General features: G+C 41.0%; 25 protein-coding genes and 1 other RNA gene. 21 read left to right on the top strand and 5 right to left on the bottom strand.

Features of this window, described 5'->3' with window-relative positions; translation table 11 throughout:
- Positions 1–86 precede the first annotated feature (86 nt).
- From V5M37_RS24780 to ssrA, 8 genes are all read left to right on the top strand, one after another.
- Positions 87–629: a DUF6241 domain-containing protein gene (locus V5M37_RS24780; protein WP_423799560.1), complete on the top strand. Its 543-nt coding sequence runs from the start codon at positions 87–89 to the stop codon at positions 627–629.
- A 117-nt stretch (positions 630–746) separates the two neighbouring features.
- A complete protein-coding gene (gene secG / locus V5M37_RS24775) occupies positions 747–980 on the top strand; it encodes a preprotein translocase subunit SecG (RefSeq protein ID WP_213117762.1) in 234 nt (77 codons plus the stop codon).
- A 197-nt stretch (positions 981–1,177) separates the two neighbouring features.
- Positions 1,178–1,924 (top strand): alpha/beta hydrolase, encoded by a 747-nt coding sequence (locus V5M37_RS24770; RefSeq protein ID WP_423799559.1) that lies wholly within the window; start codon positions 1,178–1,180, stop codon positions 1,922–1,924.
- 30 nt (positions 1,925–1,954) lie between these two features.
- The gene (rnr, locus tag V5M37_RS24765; RefSeq protein ID WP_423799558.1) at positions 1,955–4,339 is read left to right on the top strand and encodes a ribonuclease R; all 2,385 of its coding nucleotides are present in this window, start codon (positions 1,955–1,957) and stop codon (positions 4,337–4,339) included.
- A gap of 63 nt (positions 4,340–4,402) precedes the next feature.
- The gene (locus tag V5M37_RS24760; protein ID WP_423799557.1) at positions 4,403–4,585 is read left to right on the top strand and encodes a hypothetical protein; all 183 of its coding nucleotides are present in this window, start codon (positions 4,403–4,405) and stop codon (positions 4,583–4,585) included.
- Entirely contained in the window at positions 4,551–4,790 is a 240-nt protein-coding gene (locus V5M37_RS24755) for a hypothetical protein (RefSeq protein WP_423799556.1), read from the top strand. The genes V5M37_RS24760 and V5M37_RS24755 overlap by 35 nt, the downstream gene beginning before the upstream one ends.
- A 297-nt stretch (positions 4,791–5,087) precedes the next feature.
- On the top strand, positions 5,088–5,555 hold the full coding sequence (gene smpB, locus V5M37_RS24750) for an SsrA-binding protein SmpB (protein WP_423799555.1): 468 nt from the start codon (positions 5,088–5,090) through the stop codon (positions 5,553–5,555).
- A gap of 163 nt (positions 5,556–5,718) precedes the next feature.
- Positions 5,719–6,054: a transfer-messenger RNA gene (ssrA, locus tag V5M37_RS24745) on the top strand.
- Between the two features lie 345 nt (positions 6,055–6,399).
- On the opposite strand, the gene V5M37_RS24740 is transcribed toward ssrA, so the two are convergent.
- Positions 6,400–6,807, bottom strand: a complete 408-nt coding sequence (locus V5M37_RS24740) for an LAGLIDADG family homing endonuclease (RefSeq protein WP_423799554.1) — start codon at positions 6,805–6,807, stop codon at positions 6,400–6,402.
- A gap of 295 nt (positions 6,808–7,102) precedes the next feature.
- On the opposite strand from V5M37_RS24740, the gene V5M37_RS24735 reads away from it, so the two are divergent.
- From V5M37_RS24735 to V5M37_RS24700, 8 genes are all read left to right on the top strand, one after another.
- The gene (locus V5M37_RS24735; RefSeq protein ID WP_423799553.1) at positions 7,103–8,509 is read left to right on the top strand and encodes a hypothetical protein; all 1,407 of its coding nucleotides are present in this window, start codon (positions 7,103–7,105) and stop codon (positions 8,507–8,509) included.
- Between the two features lie 74 nt (positions 8,510–8,583).
- Positions 8,584–9,141 carry a class D sortase gene (locus tag V5M37_RS24730; RefSeq protein ID WP_423799552.1) on the top strand — a complete coding sequence of 186 codons (558 nt, stop codon included), beginning with the start codon at positions 8,584–8,586 and terminating at the stop codon, positions 9,139–9,141.
- Between the two features lie 124 nt (positions 9,142–9,265).
- A complete protein-coding gene (locus V5M37_RS24725; protein ID WP_423799551.1) occupies positions 9,266–10,684 on the top strand; it encodes a sigma-54 interaction domain-containing protein in 1,419 nt (472 codons plus the stop codon).
- Between the two features lie 236 nt (positions 10,685–10,920).
- A complete protein-coding gene (locus V5M37_RS24720) occupies positions 10,921–11,685 on the top strand; it encodes an SDR family NAD(P)-dependent oxidoreductase (RefSeq protein ID WP_423799550.1) in 765 nt (254 codons plus the stop codon).
- A gap of 14 nt (positions 11,686–11,699) precedes the next feature.
- Positions 11,700–13,286: a class I adenylate-forming enzyme family protein gene (locus V5M37_RS24715; protein ID WP_423799549.1), complete on the top strand. Its 1,587-nt coding sequence runs from the start codon at positions 11,700–11,702 to the stop codon at positions 13,284–13,286.
- 36 nt (positions 13,287–13,322) lie between these two features.
- A complete protein-coding gene (locus V5M37_RS24710) occupies positions 13,323–14,630 on the top strand; it encodes an MFS transporter (RefSeq protein WP_423802682.1) in 1,308 nt (435 codons plus the stop codon).
- Positions 14,631–14,702: 72 nt separating this feature from the next.
- Positions 14,703–15,764: an alpha/beta fold hydrolase gene (locus V5M37_RS24705; RefSeq protein WP_423799548.1), complete on the top strand. Its 1,062-nt coding sequence runs from the start codon at positions 14,703–14,705 to the stop codon at positions 15,762–15,764.
- A 22-nt stretch (positions 15,765–15,786) separates the two neighbouring features.
- A complete protein-coding gene (locus V5M37_RS24700; RefSeq protein WP_423799547.1) occupies positions 15,787–16,968 on the top strand; it encodes a M20 family metallopeptidase in 1,182 nt (393 codons plus the stop codon).
- 61 nt (positions 16,969–17,029) lie between these two features.
- On the opposite strand, the gene V5M37_RS24695 is transcribed toward V5M37_RS24700, so the two are convergent.
- From V5M37_RS24695 to V5M37_RS24680, 4 genes are all read right to left on the bottom strand, one after another.
- Complete coding sequence (locus V5M37_RS24695; protein ID WP_423799546.1) at positions 17,030–17,722, bottom strand: spore coat protein; 693 nt, start codon at positions 17,720–17,722, stop codon at positions 17,030–17,032.
- 715 nt (positions 17,723–18,437) lie between these two features.
- Positions 18,438–19,439: a pilus assembly protein TadG-related protein gene (locus V5M37_RS24690; protein ID WP_423799545.1), complete on the bottom strand. Its 1,002-nt coding sequence runs from the start codon at positions 19,437–19,439 to the stop codon at positions 18,438–18,440.
- Positions 19,440–19,624: 185 nt separating this feature from the next.
- Complete coding sequence (locus V5M37_RS24685) at positions 19,625–20,788, bottom strand: pilus assembly protein TadG-related protein (protein ID WP_423799544.1); 1,164 nt, start codon at positions 20,786–20,788, stop codon at positions 19,625–19,627.
- Positions 20,789–21,006: 218 nt separating this feature from the next.
- On the bottom strand, positions 21,007–21,345 hold the full coding sequence (locus V5M37_RS24680; protein WP_423799543.1) for a DUF192 domain-containing protein: 339 nt from the start codon (positions 21,343–21,345) through the stop codon (positions 21,007–21,009).
- A 234-nt stretch (positions 21,346–21,579) separates the two neighbouring features.
- Between V5M37_RS24680 and V5M37_RS24675 the strand changes: the two genes are divergently transcribed.
- The 5 genes from V5M37_RS24675 to V5M37_RS24655 all read left to right on the top strand — a co-directional run bounded on the left by V5M37_RS24675 (position 21,580) and on the right by V5M37_RS24655 (position 24,656).
- The gene (locus V5M37_RS24675; protein WP_423799542.1) at positions 21,580–21,777 is read left to right on the top strand and encodes a Flp family type IVb pilin; all 198 of its coding nucleotides are present in this window, start codon (positions 21,580–21,582) and stop codon (positions 21,775–21,777) included.
- Between the two features lie 72 nt (positions 21,778–21,849).
- Complete coding sequence (locus tag V5M37_RS24670; protein ID WP_423799541.1) at positions 21,850–22,359, top strand: A24 family peptidase; 510 nt, start codon at positions 21,850–21,852, stop codon at positions 22,357–22,359.
- Positions 22,356–22,733 carry a TadE family protein gene (locus V5M37_RS24665; RefSeq protein WP_423799540.1) on the top strand — a complete coding sequence of 126 codons (378 nt, stop codon included), beginning with the start codon at positions 22,356–22,358 and terminating at the stop codon, positions 22,731–22,733. Before V5M37_RS24670 ends, V5M37_RS24665 begins: the two co-directional genes overlap by 4 nt.
- Positions 22,734–22,875: 142 nt before the next feature.
- Complete coding sequence (gene cpaB, locus V5M37_RS24660) at positions 22,876–23,478, top strand: Flp pilus assembly protein CpaB (RefSeq protein WP_423799539.1); 603 nt, start codon at positions 22,876–22,878, stop codon at positions 23,476–23,478.
- Positions 23,475–24,656: an AAA family ATPase gene (locus tag V5M37_RS24655; protein ID WP_423799538.1), complete on the top strand. Its 1,182-nt coding sequence runs from the start codon at positions 23,475–23,477 to the stop codon at positions 24,654–24,656. Before cpaB ends, V5M37_RS24655 begins: the two co-directional genes overlap by 4 nt.
- Positions 24,657–24,662 lie beyond the last annotated feature (6 nt).

Genomic DNA, 24,662 nt, shown 5'->3' with positions numbered 1-24,662 from the left:
ATGAAAAGCAGGGAATCAACTCGCCTTTGTATAATAATACTTAGAAAACAACATTGTTTAAAACAGATAGACTGGGGAAGATGGGAATGAAAAAAATTCTGAAAAGGTTATCGAAGATACAGTGGGTGCTTATAATTGTTGCTGTTCTTGCTGCAGGATATTATCTTTTCAACGGAGCTTTTCCTTTTCAAAAAGCGGATGTCACTATGAAGGAGCAAAAAGCAAATAGTGGGGAAACCGTCATCCAAATTGAGGATGCTGACGTCAGCCAAATTGCAGTGGAGTTCCCAATGGATATGTCAGAAACGGCAATTCAGGATGCCATTCACAAAATGTCTCACCAAAAGGTGATCGCCAATAAAAAGTGGGGAGCAATCCCATTAACAAAGGAACGGGTGGAACGATTGCTGGAAATAGTTAATGCCCACCCAGCCAAATATGAAAATGCTGCCCTTTACATTGCTATATTGAACCGCTGGGAAAAAGGAGAGTTTTCTAGGGTTGATACCGACCACAATGCGATTTGGAATCTTCAAGGCGGAACCATTGGAAAAGCGACTGGGGTATTGTCACGGGATGAGGAGAAAAAGTATATTGAGGCCAATTTCAATATCAAGGTAAAACAATAAGCCTTTCGCACCGTCCTCCAATCCCAAAACCTGTCACAGAAACGTGTATTGTTAAAAAGGCTTAATTATGGTATATTTAATATACTGTGTATTGTACGTCTACAGGAGGTGGCCTTCATGCATGCATTATTAGTTACATTATTAGTGATCGTAAGTATCGCACTGATTGTTGTTGTCTTACTTCAGGCAGGTAAAAGCGCTGGTTTATCCGGTGCCATTTCCGGTGGTGCTGAACAGTTATTCGGTAAGCAAAAAGCACGTGGACTCGACTTGATCCTTCATCGAATTACAGTCGTCCTATCAGTCCTATTCTTCTTGCTCACCTTAGCCGTTACCTACTTCAAAATCTAATATAACTAAACAAAAACCCGGCCTCGCGCCGGGTTTTCTGCATTTAAGGTGAGGATTTCAGGGTGTGTCCATCTGGGGTGGACAGTGTGCAATAGGGGTGCCTGACCCACTATTCAAGCATTTTGGTAGAATGTTCACTTCTTGTTTGATTAAACTAAGGAATAGCGATATTTTGAGTTAGTGAAGGAGTAGTAAGTATGAGAATTTCATTGCCAAAACCATTTACCTTTGAGGGAGGGAAGCGGGCCGTTTTGCTGCTGCACGGATTTACCGGGAATTCTTCGGACGTCCGGATGCTGGGCCGTTTTTTGGAAAAGAAGGGCTACACCTGCCATGCGCCGCATTATAAGGGACACGGAGTCCCCCCTGAGGAACTGGTCCACACAGGTCCGGAGGATTGGTGGCAGGACGTATTGAACGGGTATGAATTTTTGAAAAATAAAGGCCACGAGGAAATTGCGGTTGCCGGTTTATCCCTTGGCGGCGTATTTTCCTTGAAATTGGGATACACTGTACCTGTAAAGGGAATTGTCACCATGTGTGCCCCGATGTATATCAAAAGTGAACAAGTTATGTACGAAGGAGTTCTCGAATATGCCCGTGAATTTAAAAAGCGGGAAGGAAAATCAGACGAGCAAATCGAATTGGAAATGGATGAATTTAAAAAGACACCAATGGGGACGCTTAAGGCTCTCCAGGAATTGATTGCCGATGTACGCGACAACGTCGATATGATTTATGCCCCAACATTTGTGGTTCAGGCACGCCACGACAACATGATCAACACCGAGAGCGCCAATATTATTTTCGAAAATATTGAATCAGAAAAGAAGGAAATCAAATGGTACGAAGAATCCGGCCACGTCATTACGCTGGACAAAGAGAAGGAACAACTGCATGAAGATGTGTACGCCTTTTTAGAAAAACTAGATTGGCTCGTATAACGTTAAAAACCTTTTTAGGGGAGGGTTAATATGGAAGAAAAAATTAAAAAGCATGTCGACAGGCTTTTGCAATATATGAAGGACGAGGCATACAAGCCGTTAACAGTTCAGGAGCTGGAATCCGCGTTGGGTATTTCAGATTCTGCTGATTTTAAGGAATTTGTCAAAGCACTTGTGCAAATGGAGGAAAAGGGTCTTGTAGTAAGAACCCGGGCGAACCGCTATGGTCTTCCGCAAAAAATGAATCTAATCCGTGGCAAGTTGACAGGGCATGCAAAGGGATTTGCGTTTGTTATTCCCGAAGAGCCAGGGATGGATGATATTTTTATCCCGCCGACAGAAACGAATAATGCCATGCATGGGGATACCGTGCTAGTTAGAATTTCCTCGGAAAGCTCTGGCCAGCGCCGCGAGGGAAGCATTATCCGGATCATCGAACGGGGCATACAGCAAATTGTCGGTACTTATGTTGAAAGCAAAAGCTTTGGTTTCGTCATACCGGATGACAAGAAATTTGCTAGTGATATTTTTATCCCAAAAGAGGCATCCAAGGGTGCGGTAGAAGGACATAAGGTAGTCGTAAAGCTTACCTCCTATCCTGAGGGGAGAAAAAGTGCTGAGGGTGAAGTCATCACCATCCTTGGCCATAAAAATGACCCTGGTGTGGATATTTTATCTGTCATACATAAGCATGGGCTGCCGATGGCGTTTCCGGATGAAGTTCTGCAGCAGGCTAATGAGACACCAGACACAATCGATGAAAGTGAGCTGGTCAATCGCCGTGACCTTCGTGGCGAAACCATTGTGACGATTGATGGTGCGGACGCAAAAGACTTGGATGACGCTGTTACCGTTACGAGACTCGAAAATGGTAACTACAAGCTAGGCGTCCATATTGCCGATGTCAGTTATTATGTAAAAGAAGGAACGCCGATTGATGTTGAAGCAGCGGACCGGGCCACTAGTGTTTATCTGGTAGACCGAGTGATTCCGATGATTCCGCATCGGTTATCAAACGGAATCTGTTCCCTGAATCCAAAGGTAGACCGGCTTGTGCTATCGTGTGAAATGGAAATCAACGAGGAAGGCCAAGTCGTCTCTAATGAAATTTTTCAAAGCGTGATTAAAACGACTGAGCGGATGACGTATTACGATGTCAACCGGATACTCGTTGATAAGGACGAGGAGACGAGGGAACGGTATAAAGCGTTGGTACCGATGTTCGAATTGATGGGCGAGCTTGCTTCGATTCTTCGGGCTAAACGAATGAAGCGTGGCGCAATAGACTTTGATTTTAAAGAATCAAAAGTATTGGTTGATGAGGAAGGAAAACCAAGCGACGTGGTCTTGCGTGAACGTTCAGTAGCGGAACGCCTAATTGAGGAATTCATGCTGGCAGCCAACGAAACCGTAGCGGAGCATTTCCACTGGATGGATGTCCCATTCATTTACCGTATTCACGAAGATCCGAAGGAAGACAAACTGCGCAAGTTTTTCGAGTTTATCACGAACTTCGGGTATTTTGTAAGGGGCACAGCAAACAATGTCCACCCGCGGGCGTTGCAGGAAATTATTGAAGAAGTCCAGGGCAAGCCAGAGGAAATGGTTGTTTCCACAGTGATGCTGCGCTCCATGCAGCAGGCGAAATATGATCCCGAGAATCTTGGCCACTTCGGGTTATCAGCCCAGTTTTACACCCATTTCACCTCGCCAATCCGCCGTTATCCGGATACGATTGTGCACAGGTTGATTCGGACTTATATAATTGAAGGAAAACTGGATGAGGCCACAAGGGCAAAATGGAATGCCGAGCTTCCGGATATTGCAATGCATTCTTCAAAAATGGAGCGCCGTGCTGTAGATGCGGAGCGCGAAACCGATGAATTGAAAAAAGCAGAGTATATGGAAGATAAAATTGGTGAAGAGTACGATGGTATTATCAGCTCCGTCACGAACTTCGGTATGTTTGTCGAGCTGCCGAATACGATTGAAGGACTTGTCCATGTCAGCTACATGACCGATGATTATTACCGCTTTGATGAGCGCCATTATGCGATGATTGGCGAGCGGACCGGGAATGTGTTCCGCATCGGTGATGAAATTACCGTTCGGGTAGTTAAAGTCAATAAAGACGAACGCTCTATTGATTTTGAAATCGTTGGGATGAAGGGTACGCCACGCCGTGAGCGTTCTGATGCGCCGAAGATCTTTAGGACGGGCAGCAATGAGTCAAAGCCTCGCCGGAATAAGCAGGGTGAGCGCGGGCAAGGCGGCCGAGGAGGCAAACAAGGTGACGGCAAGTCCGATGCTGGCGGCGGTGGCGGTCAGGGCGGCGGAAAGTCGAGAAAGAAACGCAAATTTTATGAGAACGTTCCGAAAAACAAGAGCACGAAGCGGAAGAAAAAGAAATACTAAGGGAGAGCCTTTTTGGGGCTCTCTTTATTAACACTTTAATTGAGTATGAAGACGAAAACTCAGTTGTGCGAGCTAGAAAATATTCTTCATGCGGCGATGAAGGACAAAGTGCAGAGGTGGAAGGCGAAAAATATCCTTCATGAGGAGGATGAAGGACAAGGTGCAGAGGTGGAAGTCGTAAAATGTCCTTCATGCGGCGATGAAGGACAAAGTGCAGAGGTGGAAGGCGAAAAATGTCCTTCATGAGGAGGATGAAGGACAAAAAGCAGGCTGTGAAAGAGGAAATGTCCTTCTTGAGGTAGATGAAGACCAAAAAGCTGGCTGTGAAAGAGGATATGTCCTTCATAAGGTAAATGAAGACCAAAAAGCTGGCTGTGAAAGCAGGAATGTCCTTCATAAGGCAGATGAAGACCAAAAAGCTGGCTATGCAAGCAGGAAATGTCCTTCATGAGGCAGATGAAGACCAAAAAGCTGACTATGAAAGAACGAAATGTCCTTCATAAGGCAGATGAAGACCAAAATGCTAGCTGTGCAAGCAGGAAATGTCCTTCATAAGGTGAATGAAGACCAAAATGCTAGCTGTGAAAATAGGAAAAGTCCTTCATGAGTCAGATGAAGACCAACAAGCAACTGTGGAAGCAAAAAAATGTCCTTCATCAGTCTAAGGCAACCCAAACATCCTCTTTTCTAATTGATTGTATCCCCTCACCTCTTCTGTTAAAATTAACACGTAAACGAGGTGAAAATTATGCCAAAAGGTGAAGGAAAAGTCGTTGCCCAGAATAAAAAGGCTTATCACGACTATTTTATCGAGGAAACATACGAGGCAGGAATTGTCCTGCAGGGAACGGAGATCAAGTCCATCCGTGCCGGCAAAGTGAACCTAAAAGACTCCTACGCGCGGATTCATAATGGAGAAATCTCCCTTATCGGAGTGCATATCAGCCCATATGAGCAAGGAAACCGCTACAATCATGACCCGGAACGAGAACGAAAGCTACTGCTTCATAAGCGCGAGATTTTAAAGCTTTTTGGGGATACTAGAGAAGCAGGGTATTCTTTAATTCCATTAAAGCTTTATTTGAAAAATGGTTTTTGCAAGGTGCTGCTTGGACTTGCAAAAGGTAAAAAGAACTACGATAAACGTGAGTCTTTGAAGCAAAAAGAAGCAAAACGTGAAATCGAGCGCGCCTTCCGCGATCGTCAGAAGATGTAAAAAAGGCAATTCGATATGTCTTACAAATACTTACAATTGAAAAATCCTCTAAATGTGTTATAATAAATTTGTCGCTGAGATGAGCGGCAAACAACTTGGCTCAAGAGCTTGCCATTTTCCTAACGTCTTGCTTCATAAAAGCAACTTTTTATAATGGGGACGCTACGGATTCGACAGGGGTAGTTTGAGCTTAGGTTGCGAGTCGAGGGGATCGGCCTCGTTAAAACGTCAAAGCCATAACTGGCAAAACTAACAACAACTTAGCTTTCGCAGCTTAATAACTGCATAGCTGTTCGCCCCTCCATCGCCTATGTGGTAGGGTAGCGGACTCACTCTTAGTAGGCTACGCCGGAGTCCACCGCCTGAGGACAAAGGAAGAGAACAACCAGGCTAGCTGACCGGACGCCTGTCGATAGGCAGATGAATCAGCGAAGCGCGAATATGTCGACTACACTCGTAGAAGCTTAAGTGCCAATATCTTTGGACGCGGGTTCGATTAATTTTTAGTCGCCTTATGTGGTAACACATAAGTGAAAATCCGGCTTTATCGGTGAAACCTAAGTCGCTTGAAAAAGCGATAAGGCAATGCCGAGCGGTATGTGGAGCAATCCAACAGCCGTGTATCGACTTATAGGCTGCCAAACAATCCATTGGTAGTACTAAGATGCGAAATCTCATGCCCCAAGAAGGGTAAATCTACGTTTCGCATAAGACGCCGGAGGACCTGTAAACAATAAACAGGTTCAAGATATAGTCAGTGCCATGACGAAAGCATGGAAACGCACGTCCCGCCGTCTCCACCATACATAGGTGGATACAAGATCAGCAGAAATGCTGGTCTTTTTTATATCTGAAAAAAGAATTCTTCAAATGCCTTTTTCTTTTCTAGCATTTTCGAGTTGTATTTACCATTTCGTGGAGTAACTTTTTCGTAATTTTCTAGAATCCAAAGAGCACGTTTTCTTTTTTTATTCACTCTTAAATAAGGTGCGATATCTTTCAAAATCTTCAAAATGGCTTTTTTCTTCTTAATATTTAACGTGTAGGAATCTTTGTGATGTGTAGGTTTATAATTTTTTTTGCTACAAATATCTCCGCCTACAATAGATTGAATATAAATTAGGAGTTCCATATCAGTGGAGGCAATTGTAATACATGGTCGTCTGAATTCATTTTCATGTATTCTTGTTAGAACAATACTTCCTTCGCCATCGATAACACCCGCAACATAAGAGGCTTCCCAAATTTCCATCTCAATTCCTCCTAGCGAAAACGAACATATATTCCTATTTTTATTATAATAAGTAATCTAAGCTAAATTCAAGATATTAACAAATTTTTTTAGAAATACTGCGGGCACTCTTCGACAAACCTCCGCAAAATGTGTCGAATGAAACCTCGGTACGAAATAGTACTATGGTAGTATAATGGAAATTAAATGTTACTACATAATTACGAATTTACAAAAAATTATGATATTTTGGTTGAATTGGCCTATGAGTAATTTTATACTTATGAAAAATATTGCGATGGAGGATAGTAAGAAAATGGAAAAGAGAGAGAAATTAAAAAGCAGATTTCGTCGAAAATCTAAACTATTTGCAGGTGCCGTTGCGTTGATAAGTGCCGCATCTGTGTCATTAACTCCCATCACAGCATCCGCAGCTTTGTTAACTTCAGACCCAATCACAACACTTAGTTCAACTCTTAACACTACTACACAAACACTTACATCACAGACTCAATTAACAACAGGAGGAACTAACCTTTTAAGCGGTGCAACAGGCACCCTTACAGACGTGGGAACGGCTGTTGGCAGCACAGTCGGCGGAGTTGTCGGCGGTGTAACCGGCACAGTAGATGCAACTGTCCAACAGGCCGGAGAAATTCTTACAAATCCAACTACATTGCCAGATAAACTAAGCAATCCTGCAACTACCGTAGGCACTATTACTGATCCATTACTAGGAGGTTTGACTGGTAACCTACAAGGCACAAACCAGACAACCGTTCCTGGGACTGACCCAATCACAAAAACAGTTGAAACAGTAACAGATACCATAAATAACACAACAAAAACGGTAACTGATATCCTACAAAATCCCGCCAATGTCGGGGAGACAATTAAGGATGCCATTCCGGGGGCAGGGGCTGGGGACCAGAAGGACTCTTCAGGGTTGTTAAATGCAAATATAATGACAAATGAAGCCCTTGGTGCAAGGCTGCAAGAACAAAGCTCTGGTAAATATAAGCTGTTCCTTGAGTACTCAGGCGTACCAACTTTAGCTGTTACCTTACTTAGTAAAACATATGTATATTTTGAAATGCCTGAGGAATTTAAATCTTTAATGGCCAGCAAGGACTTCAAAAAGGCAATTAAAGCAACGTATAGTGTGCCGATTCTCGGTTCACCTGGGCCGAGTGCCATGAACAGCGGAGCTTTTGCTGATAGTGCCATAAAAATCAATACGGATACCAACACTATTATGTTAACGTATAGCGGCCAGATTAGTCTCGCTCTACAGTCAGCTTCAAAGTTCAGCCTGGAAATCAATTTGGACAGCCTGCCAGCATCTTCTGACAAGGTTTACACATTTTATTCAACAGCTTACGACAAAAATGCCATAAAAGTGGACTTGCTTGAAGATAAAGGAGCAAGGGCTGATGTCGACGTTCCGAATAAAGGGAAAGAGTCTAACAATGACAACACCAATCCTGGCAACAGCAGCGGAAACAATGGTGGTAGCAATGGCAGCAGCAGTAACGGCGGGTCCGGTTCTGGCAGCGGAACTGGTGCCGACTCAAAAAGCACGGGTTCATCCTCATCTTCCGGATGGCTTGGGGGGTTGCTTCCGAACACCTCCACAAATATATGGAACATTGGATTGATTGGTCTGGTCCTCTTCATTGCCGGGGCAGCAATCAAATTCCATAAGATGAGAGGTCTTGTTTAAACCTTACAGAGGCTGTTTCAAAAAAGGACTTTTTGGAACAGTCTCATTTATAGTCCATAATGCGAGGAAAAATAATGAAAAAAGTCGGAAATATTCTTTTAGCCGTGGGTCTCCTCATGATGGCTTTCACAGTTTTTAAAGTCTATCAAGTATACCAAAATCAAAATATCGGCTTGGCCAAAGCGAAAAGTATCTTGAATGATAAAACCCTGAAAGATATCAAAAACTTCCATCCGAAAAAAGACGACGTCATCGGAATACTTAAAATTCCCAAGCTGGATGATGACCTGGCCATCTACGAAGGGGCGGATGAAGATTCCTTAGAAAAAGGAGTCGGTCACCATCGTGCGACCGCGTTCCCTGGCCAAGGCGAGCAAATTCTTTTAGCTGGGCACAGAGACACGGTATTCCGAAAGTTTGGCGAACTGAAACCAGGCGATGTTTTTATCCTTGAATTCCCTTATGGTACTTTTAAATACAAAATGGCTTCTTCGAAAATTGTGGATAAAAATGATCGGACCATCATTAGAAAGGCGGGTAAGGAGGAGTTGGTCCTTTCCACCTGCTACCCGTTCCATTTTGTCGGCAAAGCGCCGAAACGATATATCATTTATGCGTATCCGGTTGATTAAAGCCGGATTTTTTTATACTCAAAAGGAGGAATTTTCAAATATCCGGAGAATATTTGATTACAAAAGGAATCATACAGAAAAGTTGATTCGAATTTTCATCAACAATCGTTGGGGGTGAGCGCCAGTGGAAAATGAGAACTTCTTTATATCAGAAGCCATGCGGATGAATGGAGTGGAAAAGTCGGATATCGAAACTATTTTGGTGTCGATTTTTCATGGAAGCTACGATGGAGTCTATGTTGCGGATAAAAACGGTGTCGGCGTGATGGTAAACCGGGCTTACTCCAAAATAACCGGTGTGAAGAGTCACGAACTGCTTGGAAAAAGTATGGAGACTGTGGTGAAAGAAGGGATTGTCTCTGAGTCGGTCACATTAAAAGTGTTAGAAGAAAAAAGACCGGTCACAATCATTCAAACAGTAAGAGGCAAGGAACTGCTGGTAACCGGGAGTCCGATTTTTGATTCGGGCGGTGACATAGCGTTTGTTGTCACGAATGTTAGGGATATATCAGATTTAAATCAAATGAAAAGCGCACTCTATCAATCTAGAAAATTAACAGAAAAATATTTAAGTGAAATTGAAGATTTCAAAAAACGAGAATTAATCCAGATGCATGTTGATGGAATTGTGGCACAAAGCCAGGAAATCATGAGGGTTTACCATCTGGCAAGAAAAGTGGCAAAGGTTGACTCGGGTGTGCTTATTTTAGGGGAGTCTGGGGTAGGAAAAGAAGTCATTGTCAATTATCTCCACAACGAAAGCGACCGGGCCGATAAGCCGCTAATTAAAGTCAATTGCGGTGCCATTCCGAAACACCTGCTTGAATCTGAATTATTTGGCTATGAAAAAGGGGCGTTTACCGGAGCGGACAGCCATGGAAAACCAGGATTGTTTGAGCTGGCAAACGGGGGCACCATATTTTTAGATGAGATAGGTGATATGCCAATTGATCTCCAGGTGAAATTATTAAGGGTGCTGCAGGAGTTTGAAATCATGCGGGTCGGCGGACGAAAAAGCATCAAAATTGATGTTCGGGTCATCTCGGCGACACATATGAATTTGGAGGAAATGGTGGATAAGAATGATTTCCGAAGGGACCTTTATTACCGCTTAAACATCGTTCCTATCCGTATTCCGCCATTGCGTGAAAGGAAAGCAGACATTGTGCCTCTGGCGTTCTATTTTTTAAATAAAACGAATAAAAAAAGCAAGTCGAATAAGCGATTTCACCCTGAAATTCTGAATTTCTTTGAAAAATACAATTGGCCCGGAAATATCAGAGAATTGGAAAACCTGGTTGAAAGACTAGTGATTACCTCTGACCATGACGAAATCCACATTAAAGATTTGCCGCCAAATTTACTCAGAGGTTTGGAAAAAACAACAAATGAAAAGGGGAAGTTAAAGGAAATTTTGGCCAATGTGGAGCGGAAGGTTATAAAAGAACAAATGGAGGAATCCAGGACGACCAGGCGTGCTGCGATGGAATTAGGAATTAGTCAGTCTGCGCTAGTAAAAAAGATGCAAAAGTTAGGTATTTGAAATCTTTGATGAAAAAAGGAATCAAATCCTAATATCCATATTTAAGAGCCGACGTTTATTTGTCGGCTTTTTTCTATTCTTTTCAACATTGTTTGACAAAAATTTTATAATAATTTGTCGATTAATATCTAAATATTAAATATTTTCTATTTATTCAAAAATTGGCACGATAATTGCAATATAAAAATATGGATTGTCATTAAAAAAATAAATTTGACGGAAGGTGATGAAAATTGATGGATTTTCCAACTTTTGATCTTAGTGGAAAAGTGGCCCTTGTAACCGGAGGAAGTAAAGGAATTGGCTTAGGTATGACACAAGCTTTGGGTCGTTATGGGGCAACGGTTGTCATTACCAGCCGGGGGGCTGATGAAGGAGAAACGGCCGTACAACAATTAAAGGAAGAAGGCATGAATGCCGCTTATATTCAAGCTGATGTGACAAAAAAGGAGCAGGTAGAAAAGCTTGTCAATGAAATCGTCGAGCGCTTTGGCTCGCTTGATATCCTGGTCAACAATGCCGGGATGAATATCCGCAAGCCGTTGGTCGAAGTGGAAGAAAGCGATTGGGACCGAGTTTTGGGGGTCAATTTAAAAGGGATTTTTCTGGTCGGGCAGGCCTGTGCCAAGCAGATGATCAAACAAAACTACGGGAAAATCATTAACATCTCCTCCATTTTTGGAAGCGTGGGAATGTCGTTTCAAACTTCCTATGCTGCCAGTAAAGGCGGCATTAATCAATTAACAAAAATCTGGGCTGAGGAATTGGCACCAAATAACATTACTGTCAACGCGATTGGCCCTGGCTATATTATGACGCCGATGACGCAGGATTGGCTTTCTGATCCTGAGCGGGTCGAAAAGATCGTCAACTCTACGATGATCAAAAGATTTGGCGAAATATCAGACCTCGTTGGTCCAGTCGTGTTCTTGGCATCTGATACATCAAAATATGTAACAGGTCAAGTGCTCCACGTCGACGGCGGTTGGACGGCACGTTAAAGGAGGTCTACTACATGAATATCGTAAAAGAAACCCATTTTAATCGTGAATTAAAAGTATTCGAGAACCGGCCGCAGAATCTTTTTGCGATGTTGGAGGAAGCCGCCGGAAAGTACCCTGAACACGAAGCGCTGGTCATGAACGGAGTACGCTTAACCTACAAAGAAACGCACGATAAAGCGCTAGAGATTGCCGGCAATTTACAAAGTTCCTTATGTGTAAAAAAAGGCGACCGAATTGCCCTGCTACTTGGGAACAGTATTGAATTCAGTTTACTGGTATTTGCCTGCGCTAAATTGGGGGCCATTTTTGTACCGTTAAATACCCGTTTAAAAGAAAACGAGCTTTCCTATATGCTCGAGCAATCAGGCAGCAAGCTTTTGTTTGTCGATGATGAATTTTTGGAAATAGTCGAAAGCATGAGGGACAGCAAGTCTATTGAAACGATTCAAAATTTCTTTTTAATCGGAAATAAAACTCCTAAACGAAAAGACTATTTACCTTTTGAAATCCTTGAGCAGCCTGCATCTGTCTCCGAGGTTCCTGTTTCAGAGGATGACCCACTATTTATTATGTATACATCTGGAACTACCGGATTGCCAAAGGGGGCGGTCGGAAGCCATTTAGGTGCCATTCACAGTTCCATCAATTATGAAACAGTATTTAAAACAACGCACAAGGCGAAAACGCTGATTGCGGTTCCGCTATTTCATGTGACCGGATTAATTGGCCAGCTTTTTCATATGGTACGAGTTGGCGGCACGTCCGTCATCATAAGGAGATTTAAGACGGAGGAATTCATCCGCCTGGCAGCCGAAGAACAGGTAACATTCTTATTTAATGTACCGACCATTTATGTCATGATGACGTCCCATCCGGAGTTCTCATTATACAGCTACACAAATGTAAACTGTATCGCGTACGGCGGCGCGCCGATGTCGACAGAAACCATTTATAAATTGAAAAAGTACTTTCCAAACGCCTATTTGCAAAATGCCTATGGCGCAACGGAAACCTCTTCTCCTGCAACGCTTATGCCACAGTCATATAACGAAGCGAAATTTCAATCGGTCGGCTTGCCGGTACCAGTTGGCGAGTTAAAGGTCGTAAATGATCACGATGAGCCATGCTCACCGGGAGAAGTCGGGGAACTATTAATTAAGGGGCCGATGGTTGTAGAGGGATATTGGGACAATGAAACAGCCAATCAAGCCTCATTTGTCGATGGATTTTGGCGTTCCGGCGACCTGGCCAAAATGGATGAGGACGGCTTTGTTTATATAGTCGACCGTAAAAAGGATTTGATTAACCGCGGTGGTGAAAAAATATTTTCCATCGAGGTCGAAAATGTCCTTTATAATCACCCAAAGGTGCACGAAGCAGCCGTAGTCGGCGTTCCTGATGCCATTTTTGGAGAAGTGGTCAAAGCGGTCATTGTACCGAAAGACCAGGCGGTTATTGACCCACAGGAAATAAGAGATTTTGTAGCTGAAAGATTGGCAAATTACAAGATTCCAAAACTAGTAGAATTTGTTTCTGAGCTGCCTCGCAACCCCGCGGGGAAGGTTTTAAAAAATGCATTGAAGAGCCTACAAAGCTAATTTTACATTCGAAAGGATTTGATTCCATTGTCCACCATGGCAAAAAAAGCTTGGAAATATCGTTATGTCGTTCTTGTCATTCTTTGGTTAGTCTACATTATTAACTATTTTGATAGAATGGCCGTTCTCACCTTCCTTCCGTTTATCCAGAAGGATTTAAATCTGACACCGGTTGAGGTTGGCCAGCTTGCTTCCGTGTTTTTCTTCGCTTATGCTGCCGCCCAAATCAGCGCCGGCTTTCTTGCGGATAAAATTGGCGCCAAAAAGGTTATGTATATTGCAATTACCGTGTTCACCGCAGTTACGGCTGTGACAGGCGTGGTGAAAAACTTTGCCCAGTTCTTAGCGCTTCGTATCGGTTTGGGACTAGGGGAAGGCCATCATTTTGCACCAGCCATCCGCGCCATCAATAACTGGTTCCCGTTCAAGGAAAGAGGAAGAGCCGTATCGTTTTTTGCCACCTCTTGGGCTGTTGCGCCAGCGATTGTTCCAGTTATCGTTACCAGCATTTCTGTTTACTTTTTTGCAGGTGCATGGCGCCCTGTATTCTACATTCTGGCCATCCCTGGTGCACTTGGAATCTTTCTATTATGGCGTTTTGTAGCGGATTCCCCAAAAGAGTTGATCGCAAAGGGAAGACTGAGCAAGGACGAAGATATTGAAGATGGAGCAGTTTCTGCCACTCTTACAAAAGAAGAAAAAAGAAAGCAGTACGGAGTTTTCTTAAAGGATAGCAATTTTTATGTATATACATTGTGCTTATTTTGCCAACTGGCTGTCTATTGGGGTTCATCCACTTGGCTGACGTCTTTCTTGGTTACTCAGCATGGATTAAATATTAAAGAAATGGGCTTTTTCGCATCTGCTCCTTACATCGTGGCGTTTTTCGCAATGATGCTTGGCGGCTGGCTGATGGATAAAGTTCTACATCGTATGAAGCCTGTGGCCTTGATTGCCTATATCGGCTGTATTCCAGTTCTATGGATGCTTGGCGCTGTTGAAAAAGGGAATACAGGTATGTTACTGACGCTCCTTTTACTTACTGGTTTCTTTGTTAACTTAAACTTCGGTTCCATCTATGCTTATTTGCCAAAGCGCTATCCAAAGGAGATCGTCGGAAGTGCAACGGGTCTTGCTAACGGTATCGGTCAGTTGGGTTCGTTTGTATCGCCGCTTGTTGCTGGCTATTTAGTAAAAGTAGGTGCTAATGGATCCCAGGATTTTAGCGGAGTCTTCATTTTCTTTGCTCTGACGGCAGCATTAGCGGCTGTGTGTGCGATTATTTTGAAAGAGAAGCAGATACATCAGCTTGCGGTAGTAAAAAATGAGAAATCAGTAATTTAACTTTTAGAAAATAGGGAACGAAGTCTTTCTAAGCATCTTCGTTCCCGCTATTTGAAGCAAGGGGGACAAATCGTGCCAACAAATACAGCAAATAATGAGTCATCTATTCTTGAAAAAGAACAGAAGCGCTGGGAAAGATTTTTCAAAACTCTTAACAGTGGTGATTTCCGATTCGGTCATACGTCCAGACAATTAGTTTGGAAAAAAAATAAAGCCACCTTATGGCACTATCCGGCAACAACAACAAAAAAATATGATGTTCCTATTTTTATTGTTTATTCGCTATTCAATCAGCCAACGATTCTCGACTTTGCTCCAGGCTCAAGTGTTCTCGAAGGACTGGTAAACAGGGGGTATGATGTCTATTTATTAGACTGGGGCGTCGCCGGGTACGAAGATAAAAATATTTCAATTGAAGATTATGTAGCGAGCTATATCAAAAAAGCTATTCAGCGGGCATTAAGGCATGCCGGTGCGGAGGAAATATCGGTGGTCGGTTATTGTCTGGGCGGTACGCTGGCAGCGATGTATGCTTCCATAGCGGAAGAACCAATCAAAAACCTTGTGACGGCTGCTGTTCCAATTGATTTTAGTGTGGCGGCCTCCCTTCCGGAGAACTGGGTGGAAGCGATGCTTGAGGGGAACATGGATCTTGACCGCTTTATTGAAGTGTATGGATTAGTACCGCCTATTTATGTTGAGGCCATGTTCAGGTCGATCACTTCACCGGTCTACAACACCCCTTACACGCTCCTTTTATCACGGGCGCACGATCAAAGGTTTACGGAAAAATGGCACCGGATGAACACTTGGACAAAGGGGCACGTCCCGTTAACCGGCGGAGCGTTTAAACAGTTGAATGAAGACTTGTTTAAAGGAAATAAGCTGGTTAAAGGTGAGTTTACCATTCACGGCAAAAAAGCAGATTTAAAAAATATTAAGGCGAATCTATTGGCCGTCAGCATGAAAAGCGACAACCTGATTCCAGAAGAGCAAAGTAAGCCAATTATGGATTTGGTTTCTAGTGAAGATAAAACCTTTTTACGTATAGAAGGCGGCCATGTGAACTTAGCAATGTCCGGTAAATTTGCCGAAATTTTGGATGACTGGCTCAGTGAACGTTCAACCAAATAAAAATATCAAGGTGGGGAAGCAAATGCAGAAGCTGCATTCGATATATGAGATGGTAAATGTAGAAGAATCGGTCCAATTTTTGCAATCTCTTATCCAAGAAAACAGTGTAAATCCTGATGGAAATGAAAAAAGGGTCGCTGAGGCTATTGAAACGTTTTTAGCTTCATCCAAGCTTCAAGTGGAACTGGATGACCTAGGCAGTAACCGGGCCAACTTGTTTGTTACCTATCCAGACAGAAAAACTGAAGAGAGGTATTTAGTTTACAGCGGTCATTTTGACACCGTCCCAACCGGTAAAGTGGAATGGCAGCATGATCCTTTTTCCGGGGAAATTGCCGGCAACAAAATGTATGGCCGCGGAACTACTGACATGAAAGCTGGAGTTGCCGCGATGATCCTTGCGATGGAGTATTTATCTCGTGCCGGTGTGAAACTAAAGGGTAAGCTGCAGTTTGTTGGAACCGCGGGAGAAGAGGTAGACGGCTATGGTGCCAAGACAGTTGTCCAAAAGGGGCAGATTGACAAGGCGACAGCCATGGTTATCTCGGAGCCAAGCGAAAATGAAATCTATAATGCCCATAAAGGCTGCTTGTGGCTAGAGATTACTACATATGGAAAAACTGCTCACGGCTCCATGCCGGATCAGGGCGTTAACGCGATTTTAGCCATGAACGAGTTAATTAATGCACTTCTTATGTATGAATTTTCTTATACACCACATCCAATCTTGGGGCATCCAACTTTAAATGTCGGCACCATTGAAGGCGGAGTTAAAACAAATGTCGTGCCGGACCAATGCAGCGTGACGCTGGATATTCGAACAGTTCCGGGACAGGATATTGATCGAATCTTAAAAGATATTGAGGAGATGCTGAAGGGAATCGCTGAAAAAACAAAGGCATCGTACCAAATCAAAATAATCAATCGCATGGAATCGGTTAGTACAAAGGAATCAGATGAGTTTGTACAAATGGCGGTCAGGACTGGTAAGAAAGAGTTGAACTTGGAATTGAATCCAACCGGTGTCAATTATTATACAGATGCATCTGTTTATCAGCCTCATTTGCAGATTCCGACGTTCATCTTTGGCCCGGGGCACCCAAAACTTGCCCATCAGCCGGATGAATATGTGGAAATTGACAAGTTCATCGAATCCATACGTTATTTTATGGCACTGGCCATTGAGTATTTAGGGGAGAAATAAAAAAGCTGAGGGCTGTCTTATTGGGGGCTGACCCTTTAAGACAGCCTCCAGCTTTTATTTTTTAATGCTTAAAATTCATGTTGTTGTTCATGCCCATATTCATATTAGGATTCATGTTCATATTCATGTTTTGAGTTTGCGGCATCCCTTGAGCAGGTGCAAAGGAATTAACGATTTGCGTCATATCCTGCTGGGCTAGCTGCGGTACCTGGTAGTAATGGTTTTTATTTTGATAAATGGAAAGCTCATAAGCCATTTCAATGCAGTTTGGCACAGAGTCCGCAAGCACGCGGCGGACAACCGGATTGGTCGTTTCACACGCAGCCATTGTCTTATGTGTGGCACCAGATTTGCACGCTGTTAGCATACATCCGGAAATAAACTCATCGGAGATTTCCGTCATGTTCTGCATTGGCTTCTTCGGCTGGGTCGGAGTTAACCCATATACAAAGTCATTCCCCTGCTTCATTTTATAGCTTTGCGTCGGCTTGGACGGATCCTGTCCAGATTGGAAGCACTCAAGCGTAATATTGTATTCATCCTGTATGAATTGATATTGACGGTCTAAAATATCAAGCAGCTCAGGATCTTTTACATGCGGACGCAGCATTAAATACTGATTCAACGTCCCAATTGACCCATTCAACACTTCATGTACATCAAACATTTCATGGCCGCCATGGTTCAACTGCTGCGGCACAGCCCCTGTATGCATATTTTGGTGCATTTGCCCCTGCTGATTTTGTTGTATCATTCGTATCTCCTCCTCAAAAAATTTGGACACAGCCACTCATTATTTTGGTTAAAGGGAGGATTGTTATTCTCTTTTGAGATTTATAAAAACTTTCCATTGAGGCATGGGGACGGTTCTTGTGCATCAAAAGAACTGTACTTTTTTCCAGCGGATGTTATTGAAAGTGAAATAAGAGAATCATATTAATAATGCACACTTGGGCTATCATAGTGGTAGGATTAACCCAAAAATAAAAAGGAGTTCAAATTCATATGCGAATTGAACTCCGATTAAAGTTTATTCTTCGAAATGCATAATCTAAGACGGCAAAATTTTAATGATTACTACTTTGAAATAAATTTTATATTGATTAGCTTGCAGGTTTGTTTTTGAATTAATCAATTATTGCGGTAAAGCTCTTGGTCGATCCTCACTTCAATTGGAGAAGTCACAGCAGGTTCTGGTTTAGGAATGGTAACCGATGTGTTACCCTGACTGGTAAATTCATCTTTATACCAACCTTGGAATCTAATCGTGTAGTCACCAGGTTGCAGGTTAGTGATGGTGACTGTCTGAGTTGCTGAGCTAGATGCTATTTGAGTTGTTATTAATACATCGTTAACAAATATTTTATAAGAATCAGGTTGGGTGCTGGTCGTCTGATAAGGTTACCTGTGAGGACTTCAGGAAAATATCTTTTTAGCATTTTAATTTGCAATTTTTAAATTAGACTATTTTATAATTCGAGCTTGGAATCATATACTCCATAATCATAATCAGTTTCTCCAATTTCTCCATCAATTACAACATGGAGGAATTCAGCTATTATTGTATGTGACTCTGGTATATCTAGATCTACTCCAGTTTTTTTCTCTTCTTTTTCAAGGTCGTTTACTTCTTTGTCTGTTACATAATCAATTAATTTGAAGGCAGCAAATCCTTCCACAATTAGTTTCCCATCGATTGGACCAGTGACAATTGGGACATAAACAATTTGTCCTTCTTTTTGGGTTATTGCTGACTCTGCTTTTCCTGTATTTTCTCCGCTTTGTTGTTCGATTGAAAGGCCAACCCAAACAGGGGCTGTGTATTCCCCCATGATATACTTATAAAGTGAATCCGCCCCATTATTTGTTCCTGTCGCACCAGGGATAGAGCTGAAATTTAAATATCCATAATAACCATTTATACCACTACCAGGGGTTGCTGAAATTTGTAGTTGTTCTCCGTATCTTAGTTTAGTTCCCTCTGGGTCATTAGGATCTTTTAGGATATCAAAATTTATCCCTACAGGTATTACAACCCCATTTCCAACTTTGCTTACATTTCCAATTTTTACTCTTGCAATTGCTTTAACAATTGATTTGTCAATGCCTAAAACAGGCATTAACATTAAGTTAACGTTTTCTTCACCTTGAACTTCAACAGCTTTTGTTTTATATTGGTTAGAATCATATGAGTAAGTACCTGAAGAGTAGTTACCCTTAGCCATTGCATCTACTGTAGTAGAGATTGAAGTGTAATTTACTGAATTTGGCCCTCCATTTTTTAACGATTTTAATAATTCCCGTCCGCCGGCAAGAGCCCCGGCATCAACAGCCTTTTGAAGGCTTGATTTGGCCATATACAGTCTCCCACCGTCAATAGCTAGTCCTGCAAACCCTATTAAAACTACTAGTAGTATTGACACAAGGACCATAGACTGACCTTTTTCTTCTGAAAGAAGTCTTTTTAGCATTCTTATACTCTCCTTTATAAATGATCATATTGTTACTTATTAAGAACAATCTTACCTTTATTTAAAAATATATTCAATGATTTTAGTATTCACTACTTTAAAAAACACAAAAAAAGCACATGTTTAAAGAAATGTAGTAAATTGCGCCTACAAGACTAAACTTGTACTTAATTTATGTTAAAATTCTATAATTCTAGCTTAGATACATATGGAATATAATGAATCGGAACGTCACCGACATCACCTGGGACCTTTTTTTCTATAAATGTTGCTTTTATAGTTTTAGTTGCTGGTGTATATGAATCTATATGGAAAGCGGCAAATCCTAAAACAATAACTTTTGATGTTCCAGAACCTAATTTGCTTATTATTGGAACATAAACAATCTTTCCCTCTAAAGATTTAATATAGGGATCAATTACATCGCTCTTAATAGGATTTCCTGTTTGTGTTTCGATTTCTTGACCAACAAAGATTGGTAAAGGGGAACGATTAGTAATATATTGGCCAACTGATTTCGCACCTTCGCCGTTAATCTTGTCATCCTCAGCTGTTCCACCGCCAGTGCCGTTACCGTTAGTATTGCCGTTACCGTTAGTATTGCCGTTACCGTTAGTATTGCCGTTACCGTTGGTATTGCCGTTGCCATTGGTATTCCCATTACCATTGGTGTTAGTATTTCCTGTTCCACCAGTAGGAACACTACTTGGATCCTCACATTTATCGTATGAATCTACTGGTACTGGGTCCTTTCCTTTTCCGTTACCGTTATTTTTTTCTAATGAGGAGAAATCTAAAAAGTTATAATTTCCCATTACGTGATTCTGTTCAGATATAAGCGTAAATTCAAAATTGCTTGCAGCTAACTTTTCGCATAAATGTTCTCCTTGAACCCCTATAGGAATTAATGTTCCTTCATCAGCTTCAATGTTTTTACCAATTTTAACTCTGGCTGCAGCACGTACCAAAGTGTCTTTATGGATACCCAATAGAGGCATTAGTAATAAATTTACAGTTTCACTGCCTGAGACCTCAACAGCTTTATTTTTATATTTATTACGATCATATTCATAGGTTCCGGGCTCATAGTTTCCCTCAGTTAATTCACCAATTTTATCAGATACCTTCTGATAATCGGTGTCATTTAATGACCCCTTATTAAGAGCTTCAACCATTACATCGGCCCCAGCAAGTGCTCCGGCGTCAACCGATTTCTGAAGTTCTGATTTGGCTATATACAGCCTGCCTCCGTCAATAGCCAATCCTGCGAACCCACATAGTACTAATAAAAAAATCGGTACGAGGATCATAGATTGGCCTCTCTCATCTTTAAGTAATCTTTTTACCACAAAAATCCCCCTTTATGTTCTTTTAAGTAAATTGAATCGCACATAAATGTTCTCTATTAAGAATATTACATTTATTTTTGATTATATTCAATATTTCGATGAAAAATATGTTGATTATTTTAAGTCAAAAGTCCTAATAGGTAACGGAAAAATAAAAAAAGGCCATAATTCCAAGGGGCAGTCCATGGCTTGGCCTTCGTTTTATCAATTTACGAAAATTAAATAAGTATTGGGCAGTTTATTTTGCATCCAATAGAAATCCCAAGGTTTTTAATAGAACCTACAGGAAGTTCAAGTGTAGAGTGTGCAGCTTTTATAGGCTTAGTAGCCCTCCATGGCTTTATATTATGATATATCTTAACTACTTCATTTCTTTCATTAAGAAGAACAACATCAATTGGAAACTTCATAAAGAACATGTGGATCGAATTGCATGGAATAATCCAAAGCCCTTCATCTGTTATTGGATCACTTCGAAACATTAATCCTTTAAGTCTTGTAAAAAAAGAATCGGCCATTTTAATTTTGTAAGGGATGGAAATTACTCTTTCCTTCATATTTTGGGCTCCTTTCAAACTAGTATTTCCATTATAGTAAACAAAATGTTTTATAAAAAGAACAAAAAACTAAGAAAAAGCTAGATTTTAAGAGCTAATGGTAGATTTGGACTGAAATTTCAGATAATTTGGACAGAAATAAGGATTTTCAAATCGTTAAGTTCGTTTTATATTTATATCAGGTTCTAAATATAGAACAAATAAAAATAGCTAAAGCTAGTAGGAGGAAAAGAAATGAACGCATTAAAAAGATTGTGGAAAGAAGAAGAAGGGCAGGCAATGTCTGAATACGGATTAATAATTGGGCTAATTGCTGTTGTAGTTATTGGTGCAGTTACTTTAGTCGGAGGCAATTTGAATAAAGTATTTACATTTATAGCTGGTAAATTTACAACCGTATCTGGAGTAAGTACAACAACACCTACACCTTAATTAAATTTTCCACTGGCCCTGCTTTTCAGGCATGAGAAGCAGGGCTTATTTATAGAAGAAGGGGATAGTTTTATGGAAAATATCATGCTTTTAATAGTTCTCATGGTTTGCATGATAACCGATTTGAAGTCAAGAAAAATTTATAACAAAGTAACAATCCCTACTATTTTATTTGGTTTAATCAATAATTCACTTGGTTTGGGATTGGATGGTTTTTTGTTCAGTAGCAAAGGGCTTTTAACAGGTTTGGGGTTGTTGTTTATTCCATTTGTTTTAGGTGGAATTGGTGCAGGGGATGTGAAATTATTAGCTGCTATTGGTTCTGTTAAAGGATCTATTTTTGTATTAAATTCTTTTTTATATGGTGCTGTAATTGGAGGTATTATCGCGTTTGTCATTATGGTCCGTCGAGGAATTCTTATTGATTTTGTTAGAAGAGTAATTTATTCAATTATATTATTAAAAGCAACCCAAGGCTCATTAAATTTAAGTAAAGAGGACAATTTAGCACTGGGACTTCCCTATGGTGTAGCTATTGCTTTAGGTACTGCCTGTACTTATTTTTTGGGGGGATTATTATGAAATCTGAAAAGGGTCAGTCAATGGTTGAGACAGCCTTAATTCTTCCAATATTAATAATGTTACTTTTCGGAATCGTTGATTTCGGCAGGGCTTTTCATGCTTATCTAACACTCGATCATGCAGGACGAGAGGCTGCAAGACTGGCTAGCTTAGGGAAATCAGATACAGATATTAGAAATAAGGTAGATTCTTCTATTGCCGGATTGGAGTCTACTAGGTTAAGACGGCCAGTCGAGATAAATAAAATAAAGGTTGCAGAGGGTGAGTTTAACGTAAGCATTACGTTAATTTATGATTTTGACTTTATTACTCCAATAGTTAATTCTTGGACAATACCAATAAAAGATACAACTGTAATGAGAATAGAAAATTAAATAATGAATTCATATATAAGTCTGAAAATAAAGTAAAGAAGTTAATTATTTTTTCAACATTCTTTGCTTAGATATATTGGATTATAGCATGCATAATGACTGGCTAATTTGTTTTACTATTAACTTTAAAGAAGGGGTATATATGAAATCAAAAAAACTTTGGCTTTTGTCGTTTATTTTAGGGTTGTTGGCTACATTGGCAATATATTTTGTTATTACTTCAAATGTTGAAAATGAGCCTGCCAGCACTTCAGCTTCAGTTACAGATGATACGAAAACTGAAGAAAAAGCAGCTTCTAGCACGGAAAATACAACTGCACAAGCTGCATCCCAGCCGACTGCCAATACAGGAATCCTCCCTATTAGTGAAGGAAAAAGAGCGATGTCCATTCAAGTACCGGATCCGTTTGGTGTAGCGGGATATATCAAACCCGGAGCACATGTGGATGTTGTCGCTAAACTCCTCGTGCCAGGTGACGCCAAGCCTGGACAATATCCTGCAGAAAAATTAATTCTCCAAAATGTAAAAGTGCTCGCATTAGGACACGCAGCGGATGATGCTGAGACAAAAAAACGCTACCAAATCGTCACGCTTGAAGTAGCCCCAAAAGATGGGTTAGCTCTAGGTTTTGCGATGAAGTATGAGTTATTCCTAATGTTGCGGAAAGACGGGGACGAAAAACTTGAGTCTGACCCAACCCATGTATATGAGAATCAACTTCAAGAAGGAGTGTTCTTAAAATGATTTTACTTGGCTATTCTTTTGAAACAAAAAAACAAATGGAAGTAGATGCATTTTTTAAAGGATTAGAAACGGAAATTCATTGGCTGAATTCATTAAATCAAATCCAAGACCTAATGTTGGACAAAGATATAGGAGTTATTTTTATCACCTCATCAAATTTCGAAGATAAAGAGGGAATATATGAGGTAAGCCGGCACTTGTCCCAGTCCTTTTTAAATCTTGCTGTAGTATTAATTGCCGATGAAAATAGTTTGGATATCCGCAAAGCAATGCGTACAGGTGTGTTTGATGTCCTAACCGGTAAGTTAAATGAATATCAAGTAAAGGAGACCCTTAAAGAGGCAGAAAAGCATATAACCTTTCAAACACAGACTCTATCAAAATCTGAAGGGAAAAATACTGTCGAAAAAAAGGCTAGAATCATAACAGTGTGCAGTACAAAAGGCGGAGTCGGCAAAACAACCTTTACCGTCAATTTTGCTGCCGCCTTTGCGAAGCAATTTAAAAAGGTTGCTGTTATTGATCTGGATCTGCAATTCGGAGATATTTCAATGTTTTTCAATTGTAATCCGAAGAAAACCATTTATGAGTGGGTAAAGGAAGGGAGAAACGATCCAAAAGCCTACATGCATTCCTATAATGACTATTTAGATATCATGCCAGCTCCAATCCGTCCCGAATTTTCGGAAGCAATTTTGGACGAACATATCAGCCACTTAATTGAAAGATTGGAACCAATGTATGACTTAGTTTTGATTGATACTGCCCCTTATATGGAAGATAAAATATTAACAGCTTTGGAAAAATCAGATGATATCTTCTTGATTACATTTTTAGACTTACCAACCTTAAAAAATAGCAAAATTTTCATTGAAACCTTAAACTCCCTTTCCTTGGACACAAAGGTGAAGGTGATCATTAATCGGGATTCAAATAAAAAAGGAATAAATAGTTCTATTGCTGAAGGTGTACTGGGATTGCCGATATTTTTGAAAATTCCAGATGTGGAAAAGGTAGTTGCTGTTTCGGTTAATGAAGGTACCCCCTATGTTTATTCCAGTCCAAGAGCCAGAATATCAAAACTTATCTACTCTTTGGCATTAGATATTGCTGGAAGACCAAAGTCACAGCAAAAAAAATCATTTTTTTCAAAAAAGGGTTCAGTTGTTGGGAGGTAGAATAAA

This window comes from Neobacillus sp. SAB-20_R2A, from assembly GCF_049568635.1.
Taxonomy (GTDB): Bacteria; Bacillota; Bacilli; order Bacillales; family Cytobacillaceae; genus Neobacillus; species Neobacillus citreus.
Note: the sequence above shows the minus strand (reverse complement) of the source record. Positions and strands in the feature narration are given on the sequence as shown.

What these genes read in the sequence shown, in the direction of transcription:
- V5M37_RS24710 (WP_423802682.1), top strand. Translation starts at nt 13,323, where the DNA reads ATGGCAAAAAAAGCTTGGAAATATCGTTATGTCGTTCTTGTCATTCTT.
- rnr (WP_423799558.1), top strand. Translation starts at nt 1,955, where the DNA reads ATGGAAGAAAAAATTAAAAAGCATGTCGACAGGCTTTTGCAATATATG.
- V5M37_RS24690 (WP_423799545.1), bottom strand. Translation starts at nt 19,439, where the DNA reads ATGCTAAAAAGACTTCTTTCAGAAGAAAAAGGTCAGTCTATGGTCCTT.
- V5M37_RS24735 (WP_423799553.1), top strand. Translation starts at nt 7,103, where the DNA reads ATGGAAAAGAGAGAGAAATTAAAAAGCAGATTTCGTCGAAAATCTAAA.
- V5M37_RS24715 (WP_423799549.1), top strand. Translation starts at nt 11,700, where the DNA reads ATGAATATCGTAAAAGAAACCCATTTTAATCGTGAATTAAAAGTATTC.
- V5M37_RS24670 (WP_423799541.1), top strand. Translation starts at nt 21,850, where the DNA reads ATGGAAAATATCATGCTTTTAATAGTTCTCATGGTTTGCATGATAACC.
- smpB (WP_423799555.1), top strand. Translation starts at nt 5,088, where the DNA reads ATGCCAAAAGGTGAAGGAAAAGTCGTTGCCCAGAATAAAAAGGCTTAT.
- V5M37_RS24720 (WP_423799550.1), top strand. Translation starts at nt 10,921, where the DNA reads ATGGATTTTCCAACTTTTGATCTTAGTGGAAAAGTGGCCCTTGTAACC.
- V5M37_RS24770 (WP_423799559.1), top strand. Translation starts at nt 1,178, where the DNA reads ATGAGAATTTCATTGCCAAAACCATTTACCTTTGAGGGAGGGAAGCGG.
- V5M37_RS24700 (WP_423799547.1), top strand. Translation starts at nt 15,787, where the DNA reads ATGCAGAAGCTGCATTCGATATATGAGATGGTAAATGTAGAAGAATCG.
- V5M37_RS24675 (WP_423799542.1), top strand. Translation starts at nt 21,580, where the DNA reads ATGAACGCATTAAAAAGATTGTGGAAAGAAGAAGAAGGGCAGGCAATG.
- V5M37_RS24665 (WP_423799540.1), top strand. Translation starts at nt 22,356, where the DNA reads ATGAAATCTGAAAAGGGTCAGTCAATGGTTGAGACAGCCTTAATTCTT.
- V5M37_RS24740 (WP_423799554.1), bottom strand. Translation starts at nt 6,807, where the DNA reads ATGGAAATTTGGGAAGCCTCTTATGTTGCGGGTGTTATCGATGGCGAA.
- V5M37_RS24695 (WP_423799546.1), bottom strand. Translation starts at nt 17,722, where the DNA reads ATGATACAACAAAATCAGCAGGGGCAAATGCACCAAAATATGCATACA.
- V5M37_RS24655 (WP_423799538.1), top strand. Translation starts at nt 23,475, where the DNA reads ATGATTTTACTTGGCTATTCTTTTGAAACAAAAAAACAAATGGAAGTA.
- cpaB (WP_423799539.1), top strand. Translation starts at nt 22,876, where the DNA reads ATGAAATCAAAAAAACTTTGGCTTTTGTCGTTTATTTTAGGGTTGTTG.
- secG (WP_213117762.1), top strand. Translation starts at nt 747, where the DNA reads ATGCATGCATTATTAGTTACATTATTAGTGATCGTAAGTATCGCACTG.
- V5M37_RS24730 (WP_423799552.1), top strand. Translation starts at nt 8,584, where the DNA reads ATGAAAAAAGTCGGAAATATTCTTTTAGCCGTGGGTCTCCTCATGATG.
- V5M37_RS24680 (WP_423799543.1), bottom strand. Translation starts at nt 21,345, where the DNA reads ATGAAGGAAAGAGTAATTTCCATCCCTTACAAAATTAAAATGGCCGAT.
- V5M37_RS24780 (WP_423799560.1), top strand. Translation starts at nt 87, where the DNA reads ATGAAAAAAATTCTGAAAAGGTTATCGAAGATACAGTGGGTGCTTATA.